Here is a 23,609-nt window from a genome sequence, read left to right as displayed (position 1 = left end):
GTCTCCTTGTCGCTGTCATGTCCGCCCCCTCACGATCTCTTTTTCAGGGATCGAGTTCGACCCGATTGCGTCCACTTTCCTTGGCCCGGTAAAGCGCCCGGTCGGCCCGCGCGATCAGCGCGTCGGCGCTGTCGCTGTCGGCGTGAAAAGCGGCAATGCCAACGCTCAGCGTGATCGGCAGGGAACCCCCGACCGCGCCCAGGTCGACCGGCGCAGCAGCCACCGCCCGGCGCAGCGTCTCGCCGATGACCGACAGTGAATTGGCGTCGGCCTCGGGCAGGATCAGCAGGAATTCTTCGCCGCCGTAACGTACCGCGATATCGGCCTTGCGAATGCAGGCCACGATGCGCCGGCACACTTCCTTCAGGACGGCGTCGCCGGCCTGATGGCCGTGGTTGTCATTGACCCGCTTGAAATGGTCGATGTCGCACATCGCCAGCGCCAGTCCGGACTTGTAACGCCGCGCCGCGTACACGGCCTCTTCCAGTCGGGCCAGGCCATAACGCTTGTTCTTGAGCCGGGTCAGCCCATCGGTAATGGCCCCCGTGTAGTTGCGCGAATTGACCGCCGCCAGGGTCAGGTGGGCAGCCAGGTTGGTGAGCAGTTCTTCATCGACGCGGGTCGCTTGCGCAACACCGACGCAAAGCAAAAGACCCACCAGGCGCGTCTCGGCCAGCACCGGCAGGGCAAATGTCAGCTCGCCGGCGGCTCCCGTGAACTGCAACTTTTGACTGCGACAAGCAGTTGCCACAAATTGCGCCGGGATGCCATCGAGCAGTTGCTGCATTTGCGCCGTGTCTGACAGCAGCGCCGTCTCCAGGCTGTCCTCGCCCCTGGCCAGGACCTCTTGTCGCGGCGTCCCGGCGCTGGCGCAGATCCAGCCGCCGTCGCTGGCCTCCAGAAAGAAGGCCGAGTAGCTCGCATGCAGCTTGTCCAGCACGACTCGCGCCACGCCGGTCGCAAAGTCGCTCATCTCCAGATTTTTGGAAGCCTCCACCACCAGCGTGTAGAGCAGTGCCGATTCGGTGTGGGCCGACGCGATGCGGGCCACCTGTTCCTCGATGCGAGCCGCCATGTGGTTGAAATCGCGCGTCAGCAGCGACAGTTCATTGCGCCCCTGCACCAGCGTGCGCGCACCCAGGTCGCCACCGGCCAGGTCTTGCAGGGAACCCATCAAGGCGTGGATCGGCCGCATCACGAGCCGCCGGAACAGCAGCGCGACCAGCGCCAGCATGGCCAGGCCTGCCAGCAGGCTCACCAGCAGGACGCTGAGGCGCCGCTGGGCGATGCTGCTATCGAGAGCGGACAGGTCGAAATCAATCGTGACGTAGCCACGCAGCGGCGCATCGGCACCGTGGCAGCTCTGGCAGGCTGGCGTGACCGGGATCAGGTTGACGACGCGCAACTGGCGTGCGCCTTGCGCCGTGCTGACGATCGCCGACGCCGGAAAGTCCTGTGCCCGCGCGCTGTCGCAGGCCGGGCAGGCGGCGTTGCCCCGGGTCGCCAGGCGCGTGCCGACCAGGGCGCTGTCGGAGCCGGCCTTGACGACGCCGTCCTGGTTCAGCACCAGAATCGGGGCCGCGCCGGTCAGCTGGGCGCGCAGCACCGTTCTGGCGGAGACCGCACGCCAGACCGCCGTGCCGCCCCCGGCCATCATTTGATCGGCCAGATCGGCCACCGTTACAGCCGCGATTTTGTGCGCCGACGCCAGATGCGCCGCAGTGAACTGCTGCTCTTCCTGCCGGGCCAGGATCGACAGCGTCAGCGCAAACGCCGCCAGACTGATCAGCAGCACCCCCAGGCCCAGCCTGATGGGGATGCTGTTCCACGGTCGTACCCTCAGATCACTGTTCATTTCTTCTCCAGGGCCGAATCAGGCGGACCAGGCAAAGCGCTTCTGCGTAAATAGCCGCTGGCAGGCATCGACCACCGCCGCGTCGTAGACAGTGCCCCGGCCTCTTTCAATTTCCTTGAGCGCGCTGCCGCTCCCCAGCGCCGCCCGGTAGGGTCGATGCGAGGCCATCGCCTCGACCACATCGGCCACCGCCAGGATGCGCGACTCCAGCAACGTTTGCTCGCCCCTGAGTCCCTGCGGATAGCCGGAGCCGTCCAGCCGTTCGTGATGCTGCAGCACCATGGTGGCGATGGGCCAGGGAAACTGGATGCCCTTGAGAATGTCGAAACCGGCCTGGGCGTGATTCTTGAGCAGCATGAACTCGATCGCCGTCAGCTTGCTGGGTTTGGAGAGGATTTCCGCCGGGATGCTGATCTTTCCCAGGTCATGAATGCTGGCCGCGAGTTCGATGCCATGATTGGTCTCTTCTGGCAGGCCCAGTTCCCGAGCGATGGCGACCGCCAGTTGCCCGACACGGCGCTGGTGGCCGGCGGTGTACGGGTCGCGCATTTCCACCGTATTGGCAATCGCCTTGATGGATTCCTCCAGGCTTTGCCGCAGTACCTCGGCATGTTGCAGGCTCTCGTGGGCAATGCGGTCGCGCTCCAGGCGGGTGCGCAAGGTCTGGATGCCAAAAGCCAGGTCTTCGGCAAGCTCCTGCAACAGGCTCATTTCGGCTTCATTGAAGGCGTCGGGCTCCGCTGCATAGATGGTCAGCACGCCCAGAATGTCCGCCGCACTCTTGAGCGGCAATGCGATGCTGGACCGATAGCCGCGCTTGGACGCTTCCTCACGCCATGGCGTCATCATCGGGTTGGCCAGAAAATCCTGATTGACCTGAACGCTGCCGGTCCGGATCGCCGTGCCGGTCGGGCCTCGACCATGCTCAGTGTCGGCCCAGCTGATTTCGGCCGTCGCCAGGTAGCCTTCTTCGTGCCCATAATGGGCCACCGCGCGCACCGTCCTGGCCGCGTCCTGCTCGGGGAATCCGACCCAGGTCATGCGGTAGCCGCCGATGTCCACGAGCAACCGGCAAACGGCGTTGAGGAGCTCCGGCTCGTTGGCGGCGCGCACCAGTTCCACGTTGCAGGCGCTCAGGGTGCGCAGGGCGCGGTTGGCTCTGGCCAGCGCCAGTTCGCCGCGCTTGCGTTCGGTGATGTCGCGCACGATGCCCACCGCGTGCCAGCGCTCCTTGAGCTTGACCGCGGAAAGAGACAGCTCGACCGGGAACTCCGTGCCATCTTTTCGCAGCGCCGCCAGCTCCAGCGCCTTGCCCACTGCCGCGCCTTCTCCAGTCGACTTGAAGCGACTGAACGCCGTGCGCTGCGCTTCGAGAAAACGTGCCGGTGAGAGCAAGGCGTGCAGATCCCTGCCAAGCGCTTCCTGCCTTGAATAACCGAACATTCTTTCCGCCGCCGCGTTCCAGAGCACGGCTTTGCCATCGTTGTCCAGCATCAGGATGGCGTCCTGTGCCGACGCCGCAACCATGCGCAGCGTTTCCTCGCTCTCGCGCAGCGCCATTTCAGCCGACTTGCGCGCCGCCTCCACTTGCGCCGCCGCCAGCACCCGCTGGACCGCCGGCGCCAAGCGCGCCAGCCGGTCCTTCAGCACGTAATCCTTGGCGCCGGCATGGATCAACTCGACCGCGTCGATGTCGCTGAGCGCGCCGGTGACCATGACCATCGGTATATCAGGATGGTCGCGCTGCACTATTCCCAGCGCGTCCATGCCGTTGAAGTCGGGCAGCTTGTAGTCCGACAGGATGATGTCCGGATGAAATTCCTCCAGCGCCTGGACGAACGCAGCGCGCCGCTCCACGCGCTTTAAAGTGAAGGTCATGCCGGCCTTGCGCAGCTCGTGCTCCGCCAGTTCCGCGTCGGTGGGCGTGTCCTCCAACATCAAAACCCGCAGTTCCCGGTTCATCGGCGCCTGCTCCATGCTACTTTGCCGCCACCGGTGGGTGGTTCATCAGCAGCCAGTAAAGCCCCAGCTCGGACACGGTCTTGGCAAACTCATCGAACTCCACCGGCTTGCTGATGAAGCTGTTGACGCCCAACTGGTAACTCTGCGCCACATCCCGGTCCTCCTTGGAAGAGGTCAGCACCACCACCGGAATGGTCCGGGTGCGCGGATCGGCCTTGATCTGGCGCAGCACTTCCATGCCGTCGACCTTGGGCAGACGCAAGTCCAGCAGGATGACCTTGGGCACGGTCATCCCGGTGCGCTCGGAATAAGCGCCCTTGGCAAAAATGAAATCGAGTGCCTCGGCACCGTCCTTGACCCAGACCAGCTTGTTGGCGAGATTGCTTTTTTTCAGCGCCCGGATGCAAAGCTCGGCATCGGTCGGGTTGTCTTCCACCAGCAGCACTTCCACTTCTTTCAGCGCTTCAGCCATGTTCCTTCTCCTTGTTCGGTAAAGCGAAATAAATCGTCGCACCCTGGTCGACCTTGCCTTCAGCCCAGACCCGCCCACCGTGGCGGGTGGCGATGCGCTTGACAATTGCCAGGCCGATGCCGGTGCCCTCAAACTCGTCCACGCCGTGCAAACGCTGGAACACGCCGAACAGCTTGTCGGCGTAGCGCATGTCGAAACCGACGCCATTGTCCTCGACAAAATAGACCGTTTCATCGCCCTCGACGAAACTGCCGACCCTGATCCGGGCCGCTTCCTTGGGGCGACTGAACTTGATGGCGTTGGACAGCAGGTTGGCCCATACCTGGCGCATCATGGCGGGGTCTCCCGTGGCTGGCCGGATGGGCCCAATTTCGAGTTGCAGCTTGTCGGGCGTGACGTCGGGCCGGAGTTCCTCAAAAACCTCGCGCGCCAGCCTCGCCATGTCAATCTCGGCATAGCTTATCTCCAACCGCCCGGCGCGCGAGAACTTCAGGATGTCGTCAATCAATTGCCCCATCCGGCTGGTGTTGTCCCGCACCACCTTGAGCAGTCTTTTGCCCTCGTCGTCGAGCTTGTCGGTGTAGTCGTCCAGCAGGATGCGCGAGAAGCCGTCGATGGCGCGCAAAGGCGTGCGCAAGTCATGCGAGACGGAATAGGAAAAGGCTTCCAGCTCCTTGTTGGCGGCTTCCAGTTCGGCCGTGCGCAGCCTGACCCGGTGCTCCAGGTCGTCCTTCAGCGCGGAGAGCGCGATGTCGGCGACCTTCTGCGCGGTGATATCGTGCACCGCGCCGACCGAGCGCAAGGGCTTTCCATCCGCGCCGTAATAGGTCTCGCACTTCTCGTTGACGTACTTCACGCGCCCGTCCTTCATCAGCAGCCGGTGCACGATGTCGTAGGGCTTCTTGTTATTGACCGAATCGGTATAGGCCTGGTTCACCAACTCGCGGTCATCCGGATGAATCCCGTTCAGGAAAGCGTCGTAGGAGGCACCGAACTTTTCCGGATCGATTTCGAAGATGCGGTAAATCTCGTCCGACCAGGTCAGCACATTGCTTGCCAAATCAAGCTCCCAGTTACCCAGGTGGGCCATGCGCTGCGCCTCTGCCAGACGGTGCTCGCTGCGGCGCAACTGCTCCTCTGCCTGCTTGCGCTCGGTGATGTCCTGTGCCGTCCCGCGCAAGCCGATCACTTGCCCTTGTGCGTCGCGCCTGGTTTCACTGCGGGCTGTGATCCAGCGGCTCTCTCCTGCAGGACGAACCAGCTCCAGATCGAGCTGGTACGGCTCCCCGGTTTCCATGTTTCTCTTGACGGCCGCATCCAGTCGCGCCGCGCTCTCCGGCGTGTAGGCCTTCAAATGCGCCTCGTATCCTGGCGCAGGCTGTGCCGGATCGAATCCGTAAATACGGTAATACTCTTCTGACCAGGTGATGCTGTCGGTCTTTGCGTCCCAATCCCAACTGCCGGTGTGGGCGACACGCTGGGCATCCTTCAAATCCTTCTCGCTTTTGCGCAATACCGCTTCCACCCGCTGGCGCTCGTTGCGTGTGCGCAGAACCGCAATGCCAAATGCCAGATCGCCGGCCAGTTCTTCCAACAGCCGCACTTCACGCCGCGTGAAGGCACCGAGCTCCGATGAGTAGATGGTGAAAACGCCAAAGGTATTTTGGCTCTCGTCCTTGAGTGGGAGCGAGATGCAGGAACGATAACCGCGCTGCAAGGCGCCATCGTGCCAAGGGGCGCCCCTGGGGTCGGTACCGAAATCCTGCAGGCAGGTACTGCGCCCGCTGCGGATGGTGCTGCCGGCGGGTCCACGCCCCCGATCCGTGTCGGCCCAGGTGATGCCGGCCTGTGCCAGATAGCCCTCCTCGACGCCGGCCCAAGCAACCGCGCGCACCGACTTGGCCGCGTCGATTTCGGCATAGCCCACCCAGGCCATGCGGTAACCGGCCTCGTCGCAAACAATATCGCAGATTTCCTTGAGTAGCGTCGCCTCGTCCTCGGCCCGCATCAGAGTCTGGTTGCAACTGCTGATGGCGCGCAGTTCGCGGTTCAGCCGGTGCAGCGCCGCCTCGTCCAGCTTGCGCTCGGTGATATCCCTGGCAATGGTGGAAATCCCGCCGATGTGGCCGGCGTCGTCCCGGATCGGAGACAGCGTCAACGCGACATGAAAACGCGTTCCATCCTTGCGCACTCTCTCGGTCTCGTGGTTGACCACTGCTTCACCCTGGCGCACTTTTTCCAGCAGAGCGTCGACCTCGGCATGCAGCGAAGGCGGCGCCAGCATGGTGATGGGCTTGCCGATGATTTCGTCGGCGCGATAGCCATAGATCTTTTCCGCACCCTTGTTCCAGCTGGTGATGACACCGTCCAGCGTCTTGCCGATGATCGCATCGCTGGACGATTCGACGATGGCGGCAAGCCGCGAACGTGCCCCTTGCGCCCTCTTTTGTTCGGTGATGTCGCGCGCGGCGGCGAACACGCCCAACACCTCGCCCTTCTCGCCTTGGTAGACGCTGGCGTTGTACAACACATCGGTGATGTGACCGTCGCGATGCCGCAGGGCCAGTGGGTAATCGGCCACCGATCCTCTCTGGAACACCTGCCGATAGCTCTCTCGCGCCTGCTCCGGCGCGGTGAAGTAGTCGCAGAAGTCGGTCCCTATCAGTTCCGAACGGCTCCGGCCGGTGACGTTCTCGGTGGCCTGATTGACGTCGGTTATTTTCCCTTCGGCACTGATGGTCACCAACGGGTCCAGGCTGGCTTCGATCAGGCTGCGGGTATAGAGCGAGGCCGCCCGCAAGCGTTCTTCGTTGCGCGCCAGCGCATTGAGCATCTGGTTGAGGTTATCGGCCAGCAGCGTGATTTCATCCGCACCAGCCGGAATCCCGACGCGCATCGCCATATTGCCGGAGCGCACTTCCTCCGCCACCTTCACCAGGACGCCGATGCGGGATCCCAGACGATGCGCGATCAAAAGGGCAGCCAGCAGCGACAGGAGGGTGGCCGACAGAACGAACAGCGCATTGCGCCACATCATTTGGTTCAAATCGCCGGAAATTTTTTCCCGGCCCACGGCAACCCGGGCCCAGCCGACCGCCCGACCCTCGACGCTGATGGGCAGCGCAACGTCAGCCATGGTGGCATCGTCCGTCACGATCCGTTTCCCCGGCGGCCCCTTGAGCAGGGCCAGGCTTTGCGGGTCCGCGACGAACTGCCCGACCTTCGCCGCGTCGCTGTGCGCCAGCACCCGGCCGGTGGGTGAAATGACCATGGCATAGCGCAAGCCGGGGTAACCCTGAAAAGAGCGCACCACCTCCTGCAACCCCACCACATCGTTGGCCAACACCCAGGATAGGGAACTGACCGCCAGCGATTGCGCCAGGCCGGTCGTGGCCTCGCTGCTGTCACGGTACAGACTTTCCTTTTCCGTGCTCACCAGGTGAATCGAAAAAGCACTGATCAGCAAGAAGAAACCGACCACAAAGGCCAGGATGATCTGCCGTTTGAAGGATCCTCGTGCGGTAATGCCGGGAACAAGCAGTTTCATTTTTTCGCCTCTTCCAGGGGGTACACGGTCTGGCTGAACTGGCGCAGAAAGTCCGCTATCACGCGGTAACGCCGATCGTCGGCAAGCTCGAAGCGCGACAGCGGCATGCGCGCCAGCATGGCCCTGCCCTCGGCCGTGGTATGCAAAGTATCCAGCAGTTGCGCCACCCGCTCGGCCAGCGGCGCCGGCACATCGTCCCGGGCCACCACGCCGTTGTTGAGCATGGGCTCGGTTTCCCATTTGAGTTCCAGCTCGCGCGCCATCTCGGGATGCTCTTTCTGAAACGCCTCCCAGGGCAACGGCCAGGTCACACCGGCCGCCACCTGACCCAGGTAGACGTTCATGATGGACGACTCCTGCGAGCCGACATACAGGTTCTCGATGTCGCGGTTCACATCCAGGCCGTGGGTGTGAAGATAGTATTGCGGCATCAGCGTGGCGGCCAGGGCGGTGCGGGCCGGGTACGAGACTTTTTTGCCCTTCAGGTCGGCCAGTTTCTGAATGCCGCTGTCGCGCCGGACCAGGATCACGCCGGTGAACTTGTAGTCGTCCCCCATCTTGGCGATGACGTGGTAGCCGTGCTCCAGCGAATTCAGCGTCTGATAGGGATTGGGCAGGGCGAAGTCGAATTGGCGCGTGTACAGTTTCTTGTCGAACTCCTCGTAATTGCGCGAGGCCTCCAGCTTGAACGTGGTGCCGGGGATATTGCGGTTGAGGTGATCGATCACCGGCTGGTAGATCTCGAACAAGCGCACCGGATTGTGCAGCGGGTGGATGGCGAAAACATATTCCCGGCTGGCCACTGGCGCCTGCGCGGCAAATTGTGGCCCGGCCGTTTTGCCCCCCTCGTTCTGGCCGCAGGCGACCAGCAGCAGCGCCATGAATCCAAGCAGCAGGTTCTTCATCATTTCACCCAATCCGTAATTGGCTCGACAAATGGTACACCGCGCCGACGCCAGCCAAGGAGCCGCCCGGCATGGGTTTTCACTTTGACGTCATCTCCCCGGTCAGGACTTCAACCCGGTTGCGACCCAGCGCCTTGGCCTGGTAAAGCGCGTCGTCGACGCGCTTGAGCAGCGAATTGAGATCGTCCTGCGGCTCCAGCGTGGCAACTCCGAAACTGACCGTCAACTGGCCGCACTTGTGGAACTGGTGCGCGGCGATGGCCAGCCGCAACTTCTCCGCCGCATCGCGCGCCGCCTCCAGGTTAGATTGCGGCATGAAGAGCATGAATTCTTCACCGCCCCAGCGCGCCGGCACGTCATTGGCGCGGATGTTTTCCTTCACCAGGCCGGTGAGCGCCTGCAACACGACGTCGCCGACATCGTGGCCAAAGCTGTCGTTGACACGCTTGAAGTAGTCGATGTCGTACATCACCACCGACATCGGTATGCCATACCTTTTGGCGCGTTCCACTTCGCGCGCCATGATGGTCGCGAACTGCCGCCGGTTGGCAATGCCGGTCAGACCGTCGGTGGTGGCCAGCAGATAGATCTCTTCCTCGGCCTGCTTGCGCTGGGTGATGTCCAGAACGTAGATGCGCACCAGGTCCACCTCCGGCACGTAGGAAATGCGCAGCTCGTAAGTCGCTTCTCCAACCTTGACCTCGCGGGCGGTCTCGCCCGGCTGCTGGCCCTGCCACAAAGTGGCCAGCAGCGGCCCCAGGTCCCGCAGCAGGGGATGCGACTGGCCGTGCGCGCTCAACTCGGGAAACAGTCGCTCGGCCGCCGGATTGAGATAAGTCACCTGACCGGCGGCGTCAAGTTCGATCACCGGGCTGGGCAGCAAGCGCGGGAAAGACGCCAGCCGCAGGATCTCCTCGCGCGCCTGCTTGCGTTCCACCGCATGCCCGATCTTCTGCAGCAATTCATCCATCTGGTAGGGTTTGAGCAGGTAGGCAAAGGCTCCCTGTCCGGTGGCCTTGATGGCGCTGTCCATGGAGGCATGCCCGGTCAGGATGATGGCCTCGGTGAGCGGCGCGAGGGTCTTGATGTGCGCCATCACTTCCAGGCCGGACATGTCCGGCAGCATCAGGTCGATCAACGCCAGACCGAACACCTCTCGTTGCGCCGCCGCGATGGCCTCGGCGCCGGTGCCGGCGACCACCGTCTCATAACCCTTGACGCGCAAGATGTCGGCCAGCGTCTTTCTGAGATTGGGGTCGTCGTCCACCACCAGGATGTTTTTCTTGGTTTTCACGGTTTGCTCCGGTTAAGTCGAGATCAGCGCGTTTTTCAGCTTCTTGATCCGGATCTCCTCGATCACCTGAAACAAGGCGTCCATTTCCAGCGGTTTGTAAAGGCAGGTGTAGGCGCCGATCTGGCGCGCCTTCTCGATCGAACTGGCCATTTCCTCGCGGTAACCGGTCACCAGCACCACCGGCTTGCCGGGGTACTTGGCCTGGATGTCCTTCAGCACGTCGATGCCGTTCACCGCCCCCAGCTTGAGGTCCAGCAGAATCACCGCCAGCTTGTAGTTACTCTCCAGATGCCCCATCACACGCTGCGCCTCGGTTTCCGTTTCGACATGGAACCCTTTCAGGCTCAGAACGTCCTTCAGTGTCCTGCAGAATTCAGGGTCGTCGTCCACCACCAGAATGCTCTCCTCCTGACGCAACAGGGAAAGAAAGGAAAGGATCAGCGGGAAGTTGAGCGGCTTGCTCAGGACGGCATAGGCGCCAGCCCCCTTCGCCTGCTCCATCAGTTCGTCGGTGGCGTAGGCGCTGACCAGCACCACCGGCAGCGCCGGAGCGATCTGCTTCATCTGCCTGAGTGCCTCGACACCGGTGATACCGGTCATCTTGATGTCCATCAGCACGCAATCCGGCGCATCGCCGCGGACCATCGCCACGCCCTCCTCGCCCGAGTAGGCAGCGACGGCTTCATGGCCCTTGATTGTCAGAATGTCGCAAGTCGTCTTGACGATGCGCCGGTCGTCGTCCACCACCAGAATTTTCATTTTTCACTCCCGACTGATTGTTGAGAAGAATCACCCCGCACCGCTTGACCGGCACTGGGCAGCGTGACGGAAAATGTGCTGCCCTGGCCTGGCGCGCTTTGCACCTCGACGTGGCCACCGTTGGCCTGCGTCAGGTTCTTCACCACCACCAGCCCGAGCCCAACCCGGCGCGCCTTGGTGGTGAACAGCGGCACAAACAGTTGCCCCAGATGCTGCGGCGCAATGCCGCTGCCGCTGTCCTTGAAGCTGACGGTCACGCATTTCGCCAGCGGGTCCTCGGACGCCCCAATTTCCAGCACGCCGCCCTGCGGCATCGCCTCCACGCTGTTGGTAATCAGGTTCCAGAACACCTGGTGCATTTGCAGCGGATCAACCCGAATGGGGGGAATCGTGGCCGCGATGTCCAGGCGCACGCTGATGCTGGAAGGAACCTTGCACTTGCGCAAGGCCTGCTGCAACAAGCCGGCCAGCGCCACCGTGTCCGGCCGCGGTGGCTTGCTGCGCACGGCGTCCAGCAGGTCGGAGACGATGCGCTCGGCAGCCCCAATCTCGTCCTTGATGATGCCCAGATATTCCCGAGTGGTTTCATCCGCATCGGCCAGCATCGTCTGGAGAAAGTAGACCGCGTTGTTCATCACGCCCAGCGGGTTGCGCAGCTCGTGCCCCACCGTGTCGGCCACCTGGCCCAGCAGCGCCAGCTTCTCCTTGTTCACCAGCTCTTCCTGCGCCGCCAGCAGTTGCTGCGTGCGTTGCTGAACTTTTGCCTCCAGTTTCCAGTTCAAGCTGCGAATCTCATCCTCCACCCTCTTGCGCCGTTTCACTTCCTCACGCAGCTCGCCCAGCAAGGCCACCAGCAAACCAACGATCAGCAGGCTATCCAGAAAAGGAACCAGGACGCCGGCAAACTGCAGTTCGGCATTCAAGCGGCCATCCCACAACAAGTCGATGATCGTCACCAGCAGCACGGAAACCAGCACCGCCAACATGACGAACAAGGTAGCGACTCGCGGCAGGGCCAGCTTGAGCAGCTGGTGCACGGTCCATGGCAACGCCGGTTGCGCCAAGTGACTCAACTTTTTAAACATGGTCATTTCCCCTTTTCAATCAGCACCGGCAGCGTGACGGTAAAGACACTGCCCCGGCCGGCAACGCTTGCCACCTGCACGCTGCCGCCGTTGGCCTGGGTCAGGTTCTTCACCACCACCAGACCGAGCCCGATGCCGCGCGCCTTGGTGGTAAACAGCGGCTGGAACAGCTTGGCCAACACCTGCGGTGCCATGCCGCTGCCGCTGTCGCGCACGCTGATGGCAACCGTGCCCTCGGGCTTGTTTTCAAGCGCACGGATTTCCAGCCCGCCGCCGTCCGGCATGGCTTCCACGCCGTTGCTGATCAGGTTGCGCAAGACCTGCTGGATTTGCACGGGGTCCACCCGCAAGGGGGGTAGTGCGGCCGGGATGTCGAGCTTGACGCTGACGGACGGAGGCAGGCTGCATTTGCGCAAGGTCTGCCCCAGCAATTCCGCCAAGCCCACGGTTTCGGGCTGTGGCGGTTTGGTGCGCACGGAGTCCAGCAGGTCGGAGACAATGCGCTCGGAACTGGCGATCTCGCTCTTGATGATGTCCAGATATTCCCGCGTGGTCGGGTCCGCATCCGACAGCACGGTTTGCAGAAAGTACACCGCATTGCTCATGACGCCCAGCGGGTTGCGCAACTCATGCCCCACGCTGCCGGCCACCTGCCCCAGCACCGCCAGTTTTTCCTTGCGCAGCAGTTCCTCCTGCGCCTCCAGCAACTGCCTGGAGCGCTCCCTCAGGTTGCTCAAGGCCTGCTGCAGGCTGCGCATGTTCAGGTAGGTCAGAATGCCGACGGTGAAGACCAGCATGATCAGCACCAGCGACATGTGGACGTACTCGCGTCCGGCCGCCCCGGGAACCAGCGGCGGCGTGTAAAGACCGGCGCGGGACAGCAGCAGCATCAGCAGATAGCTGGCCAGCACCCCGCCCGTCATCCACAGGGCTGTGGCCGGTGTCAGCAGGATGCCGGCAATGGTGACGGTCCAGAAAAAGAGCACCCAGGCCGGGGACACCAAGCCGTCGAATACCCAGGCGGCGGCGCTGATGCCGATCAGGTTGACCCAAACGTAGAGAAGAATCATCGGCCGGACATGGCCGCGCCGGGCCTGGACCAGACAGAATACGGAAAAAGCAAACATGACAAAAGGAAAAGCCGCCGCCGTCCAGCTCAGCCGCAAGGTGAGAAAGCCCAGCGGCTGCATCAGCAGGAAGACGATGGAAAGCGCGACGACGATCCAGATGCTGATCACCATCAAGGTGTTGAACAGACGCCCCAGGCGCGCCTCTTCCTCGTCGCGCGCCTGTACCGCGATCAGGCGCTCCCACACCGATGCAAGCCATGACCCCGGCTTGTTCATGCTATTTCCCCCTCCGACCTGGCACTCGGCAGCGTGACGGTAAACAGGCTGCCCTTGCCGGCAACGCTTGCCACCTGCACGCTGCCGCCGTTGGCCTGCACCAGGTTCTTCACCACCACCAGCCCCAGCCCGATGCCGCGCGCCTTGGTCGTGAAGAGGGGCTGGAACAGCTTGGCCAGGACTTCCGGTGTCATGCCAGTGCCGCTGTCACGCACGCTGATGGCAACGCTGCCGGCCGGCCGGTTCTCGGCGGCGCCCAGCTCCAGTGTGCCGCCATCCGGCATGGCTTCCAGGGCGTTGCCAATCAGGTTGCGCAACACCTGCTGGATTTGCATGGGATCGGCCCGCAGTGGGGGCAGTGCCGCGGGGATGTCCAGTTTGACGCTGACAGAGGCAGGTACCACCAGTTTGTGCAGGGTTTGCGCCAGCAATTCCGACACCGCCACAAGCTCCGGTTGCGCTGGCTTGGTGCGCACCGCATCCAGCAGGTCGGAGACGATGCGCTCGGAACTGGCGATCTCTTCCTTGATGATGCTCAGATACTCCCTGGTGCTGTCGTCCGCATCGGCCAGCACGGTTTGCAAAAAGAAAACCGCGTTGCTCATCACACCCAGCGGATTGCGCAACTCGTGCCCAACGCTGCCTGCCACTTGCCCCAGCACCGCCAGTTTCTCCTTGCGCACCAGTTCTTCCTGCGCCTCCAGCAGTTGCCTGGTGCGCTGCTGAACCTTGGCTTCCAACTCCTCGTTGAGCCGCTGGATTTTTTCTTCCACCAATTTGCGCTGGGTGATGTCGCGCGCAATCCCGATGGCGGCCGTTTCACCGCCGGGGGTGACCGGCACGATGCTCAGCTCGGAATGGAAATAGCCCCCGGATTTCCTGGCAACGCGCAGTTCGAAAGCCGGCGTCGGCCGGCCGGCAAGAGCCTTCTGGAAGACTTCCAGGGCGCGCGGCAAGTCGTCCGGGTGAATGATCTGCACGAAAGGTTTTCCGACCCACTCCCGGGGCTGCCAGCCGGTCAGCCGCTCGAACGAAGGACTCAGAGAGATGAAGGTTCCGTCCAGCGCGACCAGGTAAATGGTGTCGTCGACATGCTCGAAGATGCTGCGCAGCCGTTCCTCGCTTCCAGACAGAGCGGTCTCGGTGGCGCGTATGCGGGTGATGATCGACCATGACACGCCAACACCCAGTGTCACGAACAGGAGTGCGATGACATAGGTGAGATTGCGGGAAAAATCCTTCACCCAGCGCGAGGCTTCTCCCAGGGCCGAGGAAAATTGGTCCTCTTCCAGGGTCACCCGCCGATTGATGTCATCCAGCCGGCCGAGGTAAGAGCGGATCGCTTCCGGCTGCTTGCGCCCGGAGGCAATCTCTTCGTGCAAAGCCTCGGCCACCTGGTTCAATTCCGCAATCAAGCGGTCGCCCGTGGTCCAGTGCTCGACCACATGGGACAGGGCCGCGCCATGCTGGAAGCGACGAAAGAGCCGGACCGCCGCGTCGTGGTCGTCCGGATGGTTGCGCCCCTGGACAAAGCCCTGCATGGTGATGGCGCTATCCGGATTTGCCTTTTGCAGTTCGATGCGCGCCCGCCGGTCGCCCAGCGGCACCTGGATCAGCTGCTGGTAGGCCTGGTATTGGGCCTCGTCGTGCGAGACCGCGTAATGCTCCAAACTGTGCATAGCCTCTTTTTGGGCCTTGGCCCACAGCCCTTCGCCACCGACAAAGGCGCGTATGGCGCTCAAGGTATCCATCTGGATCTGAACCAGCCAGACCAGGCCAAAGATAAGCGCCACGAACAGGGCAACGATCAGGTACACCCGCCTGACCGTGCTGCTGCGCGAGGTCGCTTTTTCAGGCATGAACGGCTCCTTCCGCTGTCGCCGCCGGCCCGGCGCTGTCGCTTGGCAATGTGACGGTGAACAGGCTGCCCTTGCCGGCAACGCTTGCCACCTGCACGCTGCCGCCGTTGGCCTGCACCAGGTTCTTCACCACCACCAGCCCGAGCCCGATGCCGCGCGCCTTGGTGGTGAACAGGGGCTGGAACAGCTTGGCCAGGACTTCCGGTGTCATGCCAGTGCCGCTGTCACGCACGCTGATGGCAACGCTGCCGGCCGGCCGGTTCTCGGTGGCGCCCAGCTCCAGCGTGCCGCCCTGCGGCATGGCTTCCAGGGCGTTGCCGATCAGGTTGCGCAACACCTGCTGGATTTGCATGGCGTCCACCCGCAAGGGCGCCAGCTTCTCCGGAATATCCAGTGTCACGGTGACCGAGGACGGCAGCGTGAGTTTGCCCAGAGTTTGCTCTATCATTTCGACGACGCCCACCGTCTCCGGTTGCGGCGGCTTGGTGCGCACGGAGTCCAGCAGGTCCGAGACGATGCGCTCGGAATCGGCGATCTCGCTGCGGATGATGTTCAGGTATTCCTTGACGCTATCATCCGCACCGGTCAGCACGGTCTGGAGAAAATAGACGGCATTGCTCATCACGCCCAGCGGGTTGCGCAACTCGTGTCCGACGCTGCCCGCCACCTGGCCCAGCACCGCCAGTTTTTCCTTGCGCAGCAACTCGTCCTGCGCCTGCAGCAATTGCTGGGTGCGCTGCTTCACCTTGGCATCGAGTTCTTCGTTCAGTTGCCGGATTTGATCTTCCGCCTGCTTGCGCTCGGTAATGTCCTGCACGATTCCAATCATGCGCCGCGTCAAGCCAGTGGGGTCGCGTTGGTGGCTGCCGTTGGCCAATATCCAGCGCACCTCGCCATCGATGCGGCGTATGCGGCACTCGAAATTCCAGTCACTCTGGTTCGCCACGGCCTGGTTGAAGAGGCGACTCACCTCGATGCGTTCCTCGGGAACAACGTGCTCCAGGAACATCTCCAAGGTCCACTGCGGCAACAGCGATTGGTAACCGAAGATGCGGTCGTGTTCCAGCGACCGGTAAGCGGTGTGATCTATCAGGTCCAGATCCCATACGCCCAGGTGGCCGCATCGAATGGCCAACTGCAGCCGCAACTCGTTGACTTGCCGCGCCGCCTCGGCTTGCCTGCGCTCGGTGATATCGCGTACCACCCCCAGAATGACGATGGCGTGGTCGCGATGAATAGGGGTCGCCGCGATCTCGGACGCCAGATAGCCACCGGCCTTGGTCAAGATTCGGACTTCAAAAACCGGCAGTGCCCTTCCCGCATGCACCCGCTGAAACAACTCCTGCATGCGCGGCAGATCGTCCGGGTGAACGATCTGCGCAAAAGGGTGTCCTGTCCATTCGTCAGGCTGCCAGCCCAGCATTCGTTCGCAGGACGGACTGATGGAAGAAAACGTGCCGTCGGCCTCGACCGTGTAGATGATGTCGTTGACGTGTTCAAAAATGCCGCGGAAGCGTTCCTCGCTTTGGCGCAGAGATTCCTCGGTCCGCTTGCGTCCGGCAATCTCGGTCCGCAGATTCCCCAGCGCCTGGCGCAAGCTGCGCATGTTCAGGTAGGTCAGCAGACCGACGGTGGACACCAGCATGATCAACAGGACCGACATGTTGACAAACTCGCGCCCCGCCAACCCGAAGGTCAGAGGCGGCGTGTAAAAATGGGCCTTGGTCAGGCACCACAACAGCACAAAGTACGCCAGCACGCCGCCGGTGATCCAAAGCGAGGAGGCCGGTGTCAACAGAATCCCGGCCACCGTGACGGTCCAGATAAACAGCACCCAGGCCGGCGAGTAAACACCTTCGAACAGCCAGACTGCCGCGCCAATGGCCAGCAGGTTGACCCAGACATAAAGCAGGATCATTGACCGGATGTGGCCGCGCCGCGCCTGGACCAGACAGAAGACCGAGAGCGGGATGAAGGCCAGGGGAAAAGCGGCTGCGGTCCAGCTCAGACTTGCGCCGACCAGGCCCAGCGGTTGCAGCAGCAAAAAGTCGATCGAAAGCGAGACCACGATGCCGAGGCTGATCACCATCATGGTATTGAACAGGCGTCCCAGGCGCGCCTCTTCTTCGTCGCGCGCCTGCACCGCGATCAGGCGCTGCCAAGCCGTGGCAAACCATGTCCGCAGATGATTCATGCCGTTTCTCCTACCAAACCCTGGCCCGGCAGCCAGACGCAGCGCTGGCGTCGCCCACTGACTTTGCGCTGCACCCGCGCCCGGCCAATCGACTCCATTGGCGGCGCTCCGCCACGCACCGCAGCCGACAACACAGCTGACAGCAGTACACACGCTGCTGCCCGCCACCATGTTGATCATGCGCAAGGTCTTCCCGGAAATAGCGGATTTCGGCGCCAGTGGCATCCGGTCAAATTGGTGCGCCACCCATGCCGGTCTGAAGCAGGCCGGGCCGTCCAACCCAAACCGGTTGCAGCCCCGGTAACATAGCCCCACCCGGCCTGAAATTTTTCGCCACCGGTCCCGAGGAAACCCTTGACGCACCCTGCCACCTTGACCGAACTGCAAGCCCACTACGGCGAGCGTTACCGCTGGCTGTTGCTGCTGGCGGTGATGGTGGGCACCATGGCGGCCATCATGTCGTCGACCATCGTCAACGTGGCGGTGCCCGACATGAGCCGTCACTTTGGACTGGGGCAGGAACGCGCCCAATGGGTCGCCTCCGGCTTCATGATCGCCATGACGGTGTCGATGCTGACCACGCCCTGGCTGCTGGCGCGCTACGGCTATCGGCGCACTTACGCCGGCACCATGTGGCTGCTGCTGGCGGGCAGCATCGTTGGTGGCTTGGCTAACGATTTTTCGCTGGTGCTGGCGGCGCGGGTGGCCGAGGGACTGGCCGCCGGCGTGGTGCAACCGATTCCGGTCATCATCATTGTGCGGGCTTTCCAGCCGCATGAGCAGGGCCGCGCCGGCGGCATTTTCGGCATGGGCGTGGTGCTGGCGCCGGCCATCGGGCCCAGCATCGGCGGACTGCTGGTCGACTGGTTTGGCTGGCGTTCCATCTTCTTCATGGTGCTGCCCTTTTGTCTGGCCTCGCTGTGGCTGGCGCAGCGCTTCGTCCCGACCATGCCCGCTGGAAAACCGGGCGCCCAGCGCGCGGGCGGCAAACTGGATTGGCGCGGCTTGCTGCTGGCCGGCGCCGGCACGGTGGGCCTGCTCAATGGGCTGGTGCAGTTGCGCCGCGGCCCGGCAGCGCCGGCCCTGCTGTTGCTGGCCGGCGGCGTGGCCACGCTGATGGGTTTTGTCGGCTGGCAGCGACGGCTCGGTCGCAATGGGGCAGCCGGCGCTGCCGCGCCGCTGATGAAGCTGGCCCTGTTTGAGCATCGCGCGTTTGCCATGGGCAGCATCGTGGCCTTCATCTACGGCATGGCATTGTTCGGTTCGACCTACCTGCTGCCGGTTTACATGCAGTTGGGGCTGGCTTTTTCGGCCTCGCATGTGGGCACTGTTTTGCTGCCCGCCGGACTGGTGCTGGCGCTCACCATTCCCCTGGCCGGGCATCTGGCGGACCGGCAACCGACGCACCTGCTGGTCAGCACCGGCCTGGTCTTGCTGGCGGCATCGTTCGTCCTGATGGGCAGCGTGGGCCTGGGCGGCAGCCTGTGGGTATTGGGCGCGTGGGCCATGCTGGGCCGCATGGGGCTGGGCTTCATCCTGCCCTCGCTCAACTCGGGCGCCCTGCGCGGCCTGGACAAAGACCTGCTGCCGCAGGGCTCCAGCGTCATCAATTTCCTGCGCACGCTAGGGGGGGCGATGGGGGTCAGTGCCTGCGGCATTGTGCTGGAGTGGCGACTGGCCAGCCATGGCGAGTCGCTGGCCAGCCGCGCCAGCAACCCGGCACGGCTGGCCGCTTTCAATGAAACTTTTTACCTGCTGGCGCTTTTGTGTGCGCTGGCGCTGCTGGCGGCCTGGCGTCTGCGTCCGGGGCCGCGACTGAAGCCGGCCTGAGTTCGCGCCGCAACCGGCCATGGGGGGCCAGCACCCCACGGTAAAATTGCGGCATGTGCCAATTGCTTGGAATGAACAGCCTCTTGCCCGCCAGTCTGACGCTGAGTTTTACCGGATTTTCGCAGCGTGGCGGCTGTACCGGCCACCATGCCGACGGCTGGGGCATCGCCTTCTTCGAGAGCGAGGCGACGACGCCGGGGCAGGTTGGCAAGGGGGTGCGCTATTTCGTCGACAAGGAAGGTGCCGCCACCTCGCCCATCGCCAACATGCTGCGCACTTACCCGATCAAGAGCCACAACGTGGTGGCCCATGTGCGCAAGGCCACGGTGGGCGCCGTGACACTGGAAAACTGCCATCCTTTTGTGCGCGAGCTGTGGGGCCGCTACTGGGTTTTCGCCCACAACGGCGATCTGAAAGACTACAAGCCCGCGCTGCACGGCAGTTTCCGGCCGGTCGGCAATACCGACAGCGAGCTGGCGTTTTGCTGGCTGCTTCAGGAACTGGCCAAGTCGCATGCCGGCGTGCCCAGTGTCGAGGAGCTGACCTGCACCCTGGCCGAGCTGGTGCCGCAAATCGCCAAGCACGGCACTTTCAACTTTTTGCTCAGCAACGGCCAGGCCTTGTGGGCGCATGCCAGCACGCAATTGCATTACGTGCTGCGCCAGCACCCGTTCACGCAAGTGCATCTGAAGGACGACGACGTCAGTGTCGACCTGGCCGATCTGAACGGCCCGGAAGACCGGCTGGCGATCGTGGTGACCGAACCGCTGACCACCAACGAAAACTGGGTCGCCATGAAGACCGGCGAACTGCATGCTTTTGTCGACGGCGCGATCGCCAAATGCCGCTGCTGCAGCGGCGCGCCGGCGCCCGTCAGCGCTTGAGGGCTTGCTCGACGGCGTCCACGAACATGGCCGCCACGTCAAAGCCGGTCTGATCGAAAATCTCCTGGAAGCAGGTTGGGCTGGTGACGTTGATCTCGGTCAGGCAGTCGCCTATCACGTCCAGCCCCACCAGCAGCAGCCCGCGCGCATTGAGAATCGGACCCAGCGACTCGGCAATCAAGCGGTCGCGCGCGCTCAATGCTCGGGCCACGCCCTTGCCGCCGGCCGCCAGGTTGCCGCGCACTTCGCTGCCTTGCGGGATGCGGGCTAGGCAGTAAGGCACCGGCTGGCCGCCGATCACCAGCACGCGCTTGTCGCCGTCCACGATCTCGGGCAGGAACTTCTGCACCATCAGGCTCTGCGCGCCGTGCCGGTTCAGGGTCTCGGTGATGGAGCCCAGGTTCAAGCCATCCGGCCCGACGCGGAAGATGCCCATGCCACCCATGCCGTCCAGGGGTTTGAGGATGATGTCGCCGTGCTGGGCGTGGAAGCGCTTGATGTCGGCCTCGTCGCGCGTCACCAGGGTCGGACCGATGAACTGCGGGAACTCCATGATGGCGAGTTTTTCCGGGTGGTCGCGCAGCGCGCCGGGCTTGTTGAAGACCCGCGCGCCTTCGCGTTCGGCCTGCGCCAGCAGGTGCGTGGCGTAGAAATATTCGCTGTCGAACGGCGGGTCCTTGCGCATGATGATGGCGTCGAATTCCTTCAGCGCCACGGCGCGCGTCTGCCGGACTTCGAACCAGGCATCTGGCTGACCGGTCAGAGCGATGTCGCGCACATGCGCGGTGACCAGGGCGCCGCGCTGCCACAGCACATCCTGCGGCTCGCAGGCGGCCACGCCATGGCCGCGCCTTTGCGCCTCGCGCATCATGGAAAAAGTGGTGTCCTTGTAGATCTTGAAGGAGTCCAGCGGATCGGCAATAAAAAGAAGGTTCATGGTGTACTTGCGGGGCTCGATAGCAGGGTATTTTGCGTCAACACCCCTACTGTGACACAAACGGCGTGCCGCCGCCGGAGCCGGCGCAAAGAGGGCTACGCCCTGGGGTTGACCAGTGCATTGAGCACCATGTCTTCCCACTTCCCGGCAATTTTCAAATAGGTGCGGGCGTAGCCTTCGCGCTCGAATCCCAGAGCGCGCAGCAGGTTCTCGCTGCGGCGGTTGGCGGGCATGTGGTTGGCCATGATGCGGTGCAGGCCCACGCTGTCGAACATATGGCGAATGGCGGCCTCGGCAACCTCCCGCATCAGGCCCTGGCCCTGCAGTTCCTGGTCCACCGAATAGCCCAGATGGCAAGCCTGTAGCGGACCGCGCACGATGTTGGTGAAGTTGCAGCCCGCCACCATGCGCTGCGAGGCGCGGCTGACGGCGACGAATTGCAGCGCCGAACCTTCCGCATAGCCTTGCCAGGACCTGCGCGCTGCCTGCCGGCAAGCCTCGGCCAGTGAAACCCGCGGGTCCGCGGCGGGCTCCCAAGGTGCCAGATGGCTGCGGTTCTTCTCCCGGTAGTCGCTCAGCAGGGCGACGTTGTCGGGGCAGAGCAGGGTCAGCACGCAGCGCGGCGTCTCGATGCAAGGTGGAGGACAGAGCAAGCTCACTCGCTTCGCTCCTGTAGCCTTGGTCTGTCCCACAAGGTGGACCTCCGACATCCCGTTTCGCGTTGAGGACAGAGCAAGCTCACTCGCTTCGCTCCTGTAGCCTTGGTCTGTCCCACAAGGTTCTATATTTCTATTTTGGAGCCCAGCTCAACGACGGCGTTATTGGGCAGATTCAGGAACTCGGCGGCCGCGCTGGCATTGTGGTGCATCTGCGAGAACAGCTTCTCGCGCCACTGCGCCATGCCGCCGCCGATGGTCGGGACCACGATGTCGCGCGACAGGAAGTAGCTGGTGGTCATCGGGTCGAGTTCGCAGCCGCGGCCCTTGATCAGTTGCAGCGCCTTGGGCAGATCCGGGTCGCCCTTGAAGCCGTAGTTCACGATCACCTGCCAGCAGTTGTGGCCCAGCGACTCGATCTCCAGCCGTTTGTCCAGCCCGATCCGCGGCACTTCGTGGTTGCGCACCGTGACGAACAGGTTGTTGCGGTGTAGCACCTTGTTGTGCTTAAGGTTGTGCAGCAGCGCATTGGGCACCGTGCCCGGCTCGGCCGTCAGGAACACCGCGGTGCCGTCGACCCGTTGCGGTGGACTGACAAACACGGCTTCCAGAAAACTGCTCAAATCAATCGCATCGGCGCGCAGCTTGTCGTTGAGCAAACGCCGGCCGTCCTTCCAGGTCAGCATGAGGGTGAAGATGGCACCCCCGATCAGCAGCGGGAACCAGCCGCCATCAAACAGTTTGAGCAGGTTGGAGGCCCAAAACGCCAGATCGACGATGAGAAAGAAACCGGTCGCGGCCACGCACAACAGCAAGGGATATTTCCAGCTGTAACGGATCACATAGAAGGTCAGGATGGTGGTGATCAGCATGTCGGTACAGACCGCAATGCCGTAGGCCGCCGCCAGATTGCTGGACGACTTGAACATCACCACCGCCATCACGATGGCCGTGAACAAGCCCCAGTTGACCAGCGGCAAATAGATCTGACCGGTTTCCTTGACGCTGGTGTGCAGAATCTGCAGCCGCGGCAGATAGCCCAGCTGGATCACTTGCTTGGTGACCGAGAAGGCGCCGGAAATCAAGGCCTGCGAGGCAATCACGGTGGCCATGGTGGCAAGGCCCACCAGCGGCATCAGGGCCCAATCCGGCGCCATCATGAAAAACGGGTTTTTCACCGCTGCCGGGTTCTGTAGCAGCAGCGCGCCCTGGCCAAAGTAATTCAGGGTCAGCGCCGGCATGACAATCGAAAACCAGGCGACCCGAATCGGCTTCTTGCCGAAGTGGCCCATGTCGGCGTAGAGCGCTTCGGCCCCGGTGACGCACAGCACCACGGCGCCCAGAACGATGAAAGAGATCTTCGGGTTGTGCCAGATGAAACCCAGCGCAAAGTGCGGGCTGACGGCCCACAGGATCTGCGGGTTGTCGACAATGTGCGAGACCCCCAGCACCGAGATGCAGGCGAACCAGGCCAGGGTGATCGGCCCGAAAAATTTGCCGATGCCGCTGGTACCGCGCTTTTGCACCCCGAACAAACCAAACAGGATGACCAGGGTGAGCGGAATCACGTACTGTTTGAAGGTCGGCGATATCACCTCCAGACCCTCCACCGCGGACAGCACGGAAATCGCCGGCGTGATGACGCCATCGCCATAAAACAGGCAGGTGCCGAAGATACCCACCAGCAGCAGCAGGCGCCGCAGCCTGGGCTTGTCCTTGACCGACTGGGAGGCCAGCGCCAGCATCGCGACCAGGCCGCCCTCGCCATTGTTGTCGGCGCGCAGCACCAGTATCACGTACTTGACCGACACGATAATCGTCAGGGTCCAGAAGAAGATCGACAAAATCCCATACACATTGTCGGCGGTGAACGGCACGTGACCGGAGCCAAACACCTCTTTCACCGCGTACAGGACACTGGTTCCGATGTCGCCGTAAACAACACCGATGGCACCCAGCGTGAGCGCTGAGAGAGACGATTTGGAGACTGCCACTAGTTCACCCGGTCTTGCTTCTCAGCGGGA

Annotated in this window: 16 protein-coding genes; 2 read left to right on the top strand and 14 right to left on the bottom strand. The window is 63.0% G+C overall.

All coding sequences use genetic code 11. The features are described from left to right. Positions 1–43: 43 nt before the first annotated feature. From PHS32_RS03825 to PHS32_RS03775, 11 genes are all read right to left on the bottom strand, one after another. Complete coding sequence (locus tag PHS32_RS03825; protein ID WP_301077500.1) at positions 44–1,855, bottom strand: diguanylate cyclase; 1,812 nt, start codon at positions 1,853–1,855, stop codon at positions 44–46. Positions 1,856–1,873: 18 nt separating this feature from the next. After that, positions 1,874–3,832 (bottom strand): HD domain-containing phosphohydrolase, encoded by a 1,959-nt coding sequence (locus PHS32_RS03820; RefSeq protein ID WP_301077499.1) that lies wholly within the window; start codon positions 3,830–3,832, stop codon positions 1,874–1,876. Position 3,833: 1 nt separating this feature from the next. Next, on the bottom strand, positions 3,834–4,289 hold the full coding sequence (locus PHS32_RS03815; RefSeq protein ID WP_301077498.1) for a response regulator: 456 nt from the start codon (positions 4,287–4,289) through the stop codon (positions 3,834–3,836). Next, the gene (locus PHS32_RS03810; RefSeq protein WP_301077497.1) at positions 4,282–7,836 is read right to left on the bottom strand and encodes a PAS domain S-box protein; all 3,555 of its coding nucleotides are present in this window, start codon (positions 7,834–7,836) and stop codon (positions 4,282–4,284) included. The genes PHS32_RS03815 and PHS32_RS03810 overlap by 8 nt, the downstream gene beginning before the upstream one ends. Next, a complete protein-coding gene (locus PHS32_RS03805) occupies positions 7,833–8,744 on the bottom strand; it encodes a phosphate/phosphite/phosphonate ABC transporter substrate-binding protein (RefSeq protein ID WP_301077496.1) in 912 nt (303 codons plus the stop codon). Before PHS32_RS03805 ends, PHS32_RS03810 begins: the two co-directional genes overlap by 4 nt. Before the next feature lie 76 nt (positions 8,745–8,820). Beyond that, on the bottom strand, positions 8,821–10,035 hold the full coding sequence (locus tag PHS32_RS03800; RefSeq protein WP_301077495.1) for a diguanylate cyclase: 1,215 nt from the start codon (positions 10,033–10,035) through the stop codon (positions 8,821–8,823). A 12-nt stretch (positions 10,036–10,047) separates the two neighbouring features. Then, positions 10,048–10,794 (bottom strand): response regulator, encoded by a 747-nt coding sequence (locus tag PHS32_RS03795; protein ID WP_301077494.1) that lies wholly within the window; start codon positions 10,792–10,794, stop codon positions 10,048–10,050. Next, positions 10,791–11,879, bottom strand: coding sequence for an ATP-binding protein (locus PHS32_RS03790; protein ID WP_301077492.1), 1,089 nt, complete (start codon positions 11,877–11,879; stop codon positions 10,791–10,793). The genes PHS32_RS03795 and PHS32_RS03790 overlap by 4 nt, the downstream gene beginning before the upstream one ends. A 2-nt stretch (positions 11,880–11,881) precedes the next feature. Further along, positions 11,882–13,225 carry an ATP-binding protein gene (locus PHS32_RS03785; protein WP_301077490.1) on the bottom strand — a complete coding sequence of 448 codons (1,344 nt, stop codon included), beginning with the start codon at positions 13,223–13,225 and terminating at the stop codon, positions 11,882–11,884. Further along, positions 13,222–15,084, bottom strand: coding sequence for a PAS domain S-box protein (locus PHS32_RS03780; RefSeq protein ID WP_301077489.1), 1,863 nt, complete (start codon positions 15,082–15,084; stop codon positions 13,222–13,224). Before PHS32_RS03780 ends, PHS32_RS03785 begins: the two co-directional genes overlap by 4 nt. Continuing rightward, complete coding sequence (locus tag PHS32_RS03775) at positions 15,077–17,278, bottom strand: PAS domain S-box protein (RefSeq protein WP_301077488.1); 2,202 nt, start codon at positions 17,276–17,278, stop codon at positions 15,077–15,079. The genes PHS32_RS03780 and PHS32_RS03775 overlap by 8 nt, the downstream gene beginning before the upstream one ends. Positions 17,279–17,632: 354 nt before the next feature. Here PHS32_RS03775 and PHS32_RS03770 point away from each other — a divergent pair, with 354 nt between their 5' ends. Further along, positions 17,633–19,108, top strand: a complete 1,476-nt coding sequence (locus PHS32_RS03770; protein ID WP_301077487.1) for an MFS transporter — start codon at positions 17,633–17,635, stop codon at positions 19,106–19,108. Positions 19,109–19,161: 53 nt separating this feature from the next. Beyond that, entirely contained in the window at positions 19,162–19,992 is an 831-nt protein-coding gene (locus tag PHS32_RS03765; protein WP_301077486.1) for a class II glutamine amidotransferase, read from the top strand. Here PHS32_RS03765 and gshB read toward each other — a convergent pair. The 3 genes from gshB to PHS32_RS03750 form a co-directional block, all read right to left on the bottom strand. Then, on the bottom strand, positions 19,982–20,929 hold the full coding sequence (gshB, locus tag PHS32_RS03760) for a glutathione synthase (RefSeq protein WP_301077485.1): 948 nt from the start codon (positions 20,927–20,929) through the stop codon (positions 19,982–19,984). The genes PHS32_RS03765 and gshB overlap by 11 nt on opposite strands. Positions 20,930–21,024: 95 nt before the next feature. After that, the gene (locus PHS32_RS03755; protein ID WP_301077484.1) at positions 21,025–21,588 is read right to left on the bottom strand and encodes a GNAT family N-acetyltransferase; all 564 of its coding nucleotides are present in this window, start codon (positions 21,586–21,588) and stop codon (positions 21,025–21,027) included. 122 nt (positions 21,589–21,710) lie between these two features. Then, on the bottom strand, positions 21,711–23,579 hold the full coding sequence (locus PHS32_RS03750; RefSeq protein ID WP_301077483.1) for a potassium transporter Kup: 1,869 nt from the start codon (positions 23,577–23,579) through the stop codon (positions 21,711–21,713). Positions 23,580–23,609 lie beyond the last annotated feature (30 nt).

It is taken from the genome of Rhodoferax sp. (assembly GCF_028714215.1).
Lineage (GTDB): Bacteria > Pseudomonadota > Gammaproteobacteria > Burkholderiales > Burkholderiaceae_C > Rhodoferax.
The sequence above is the reverse complement of the archived record's forward strand: the minus strand, read 5'-3'. Positions and strand labels throughout refer to the sequence as shown.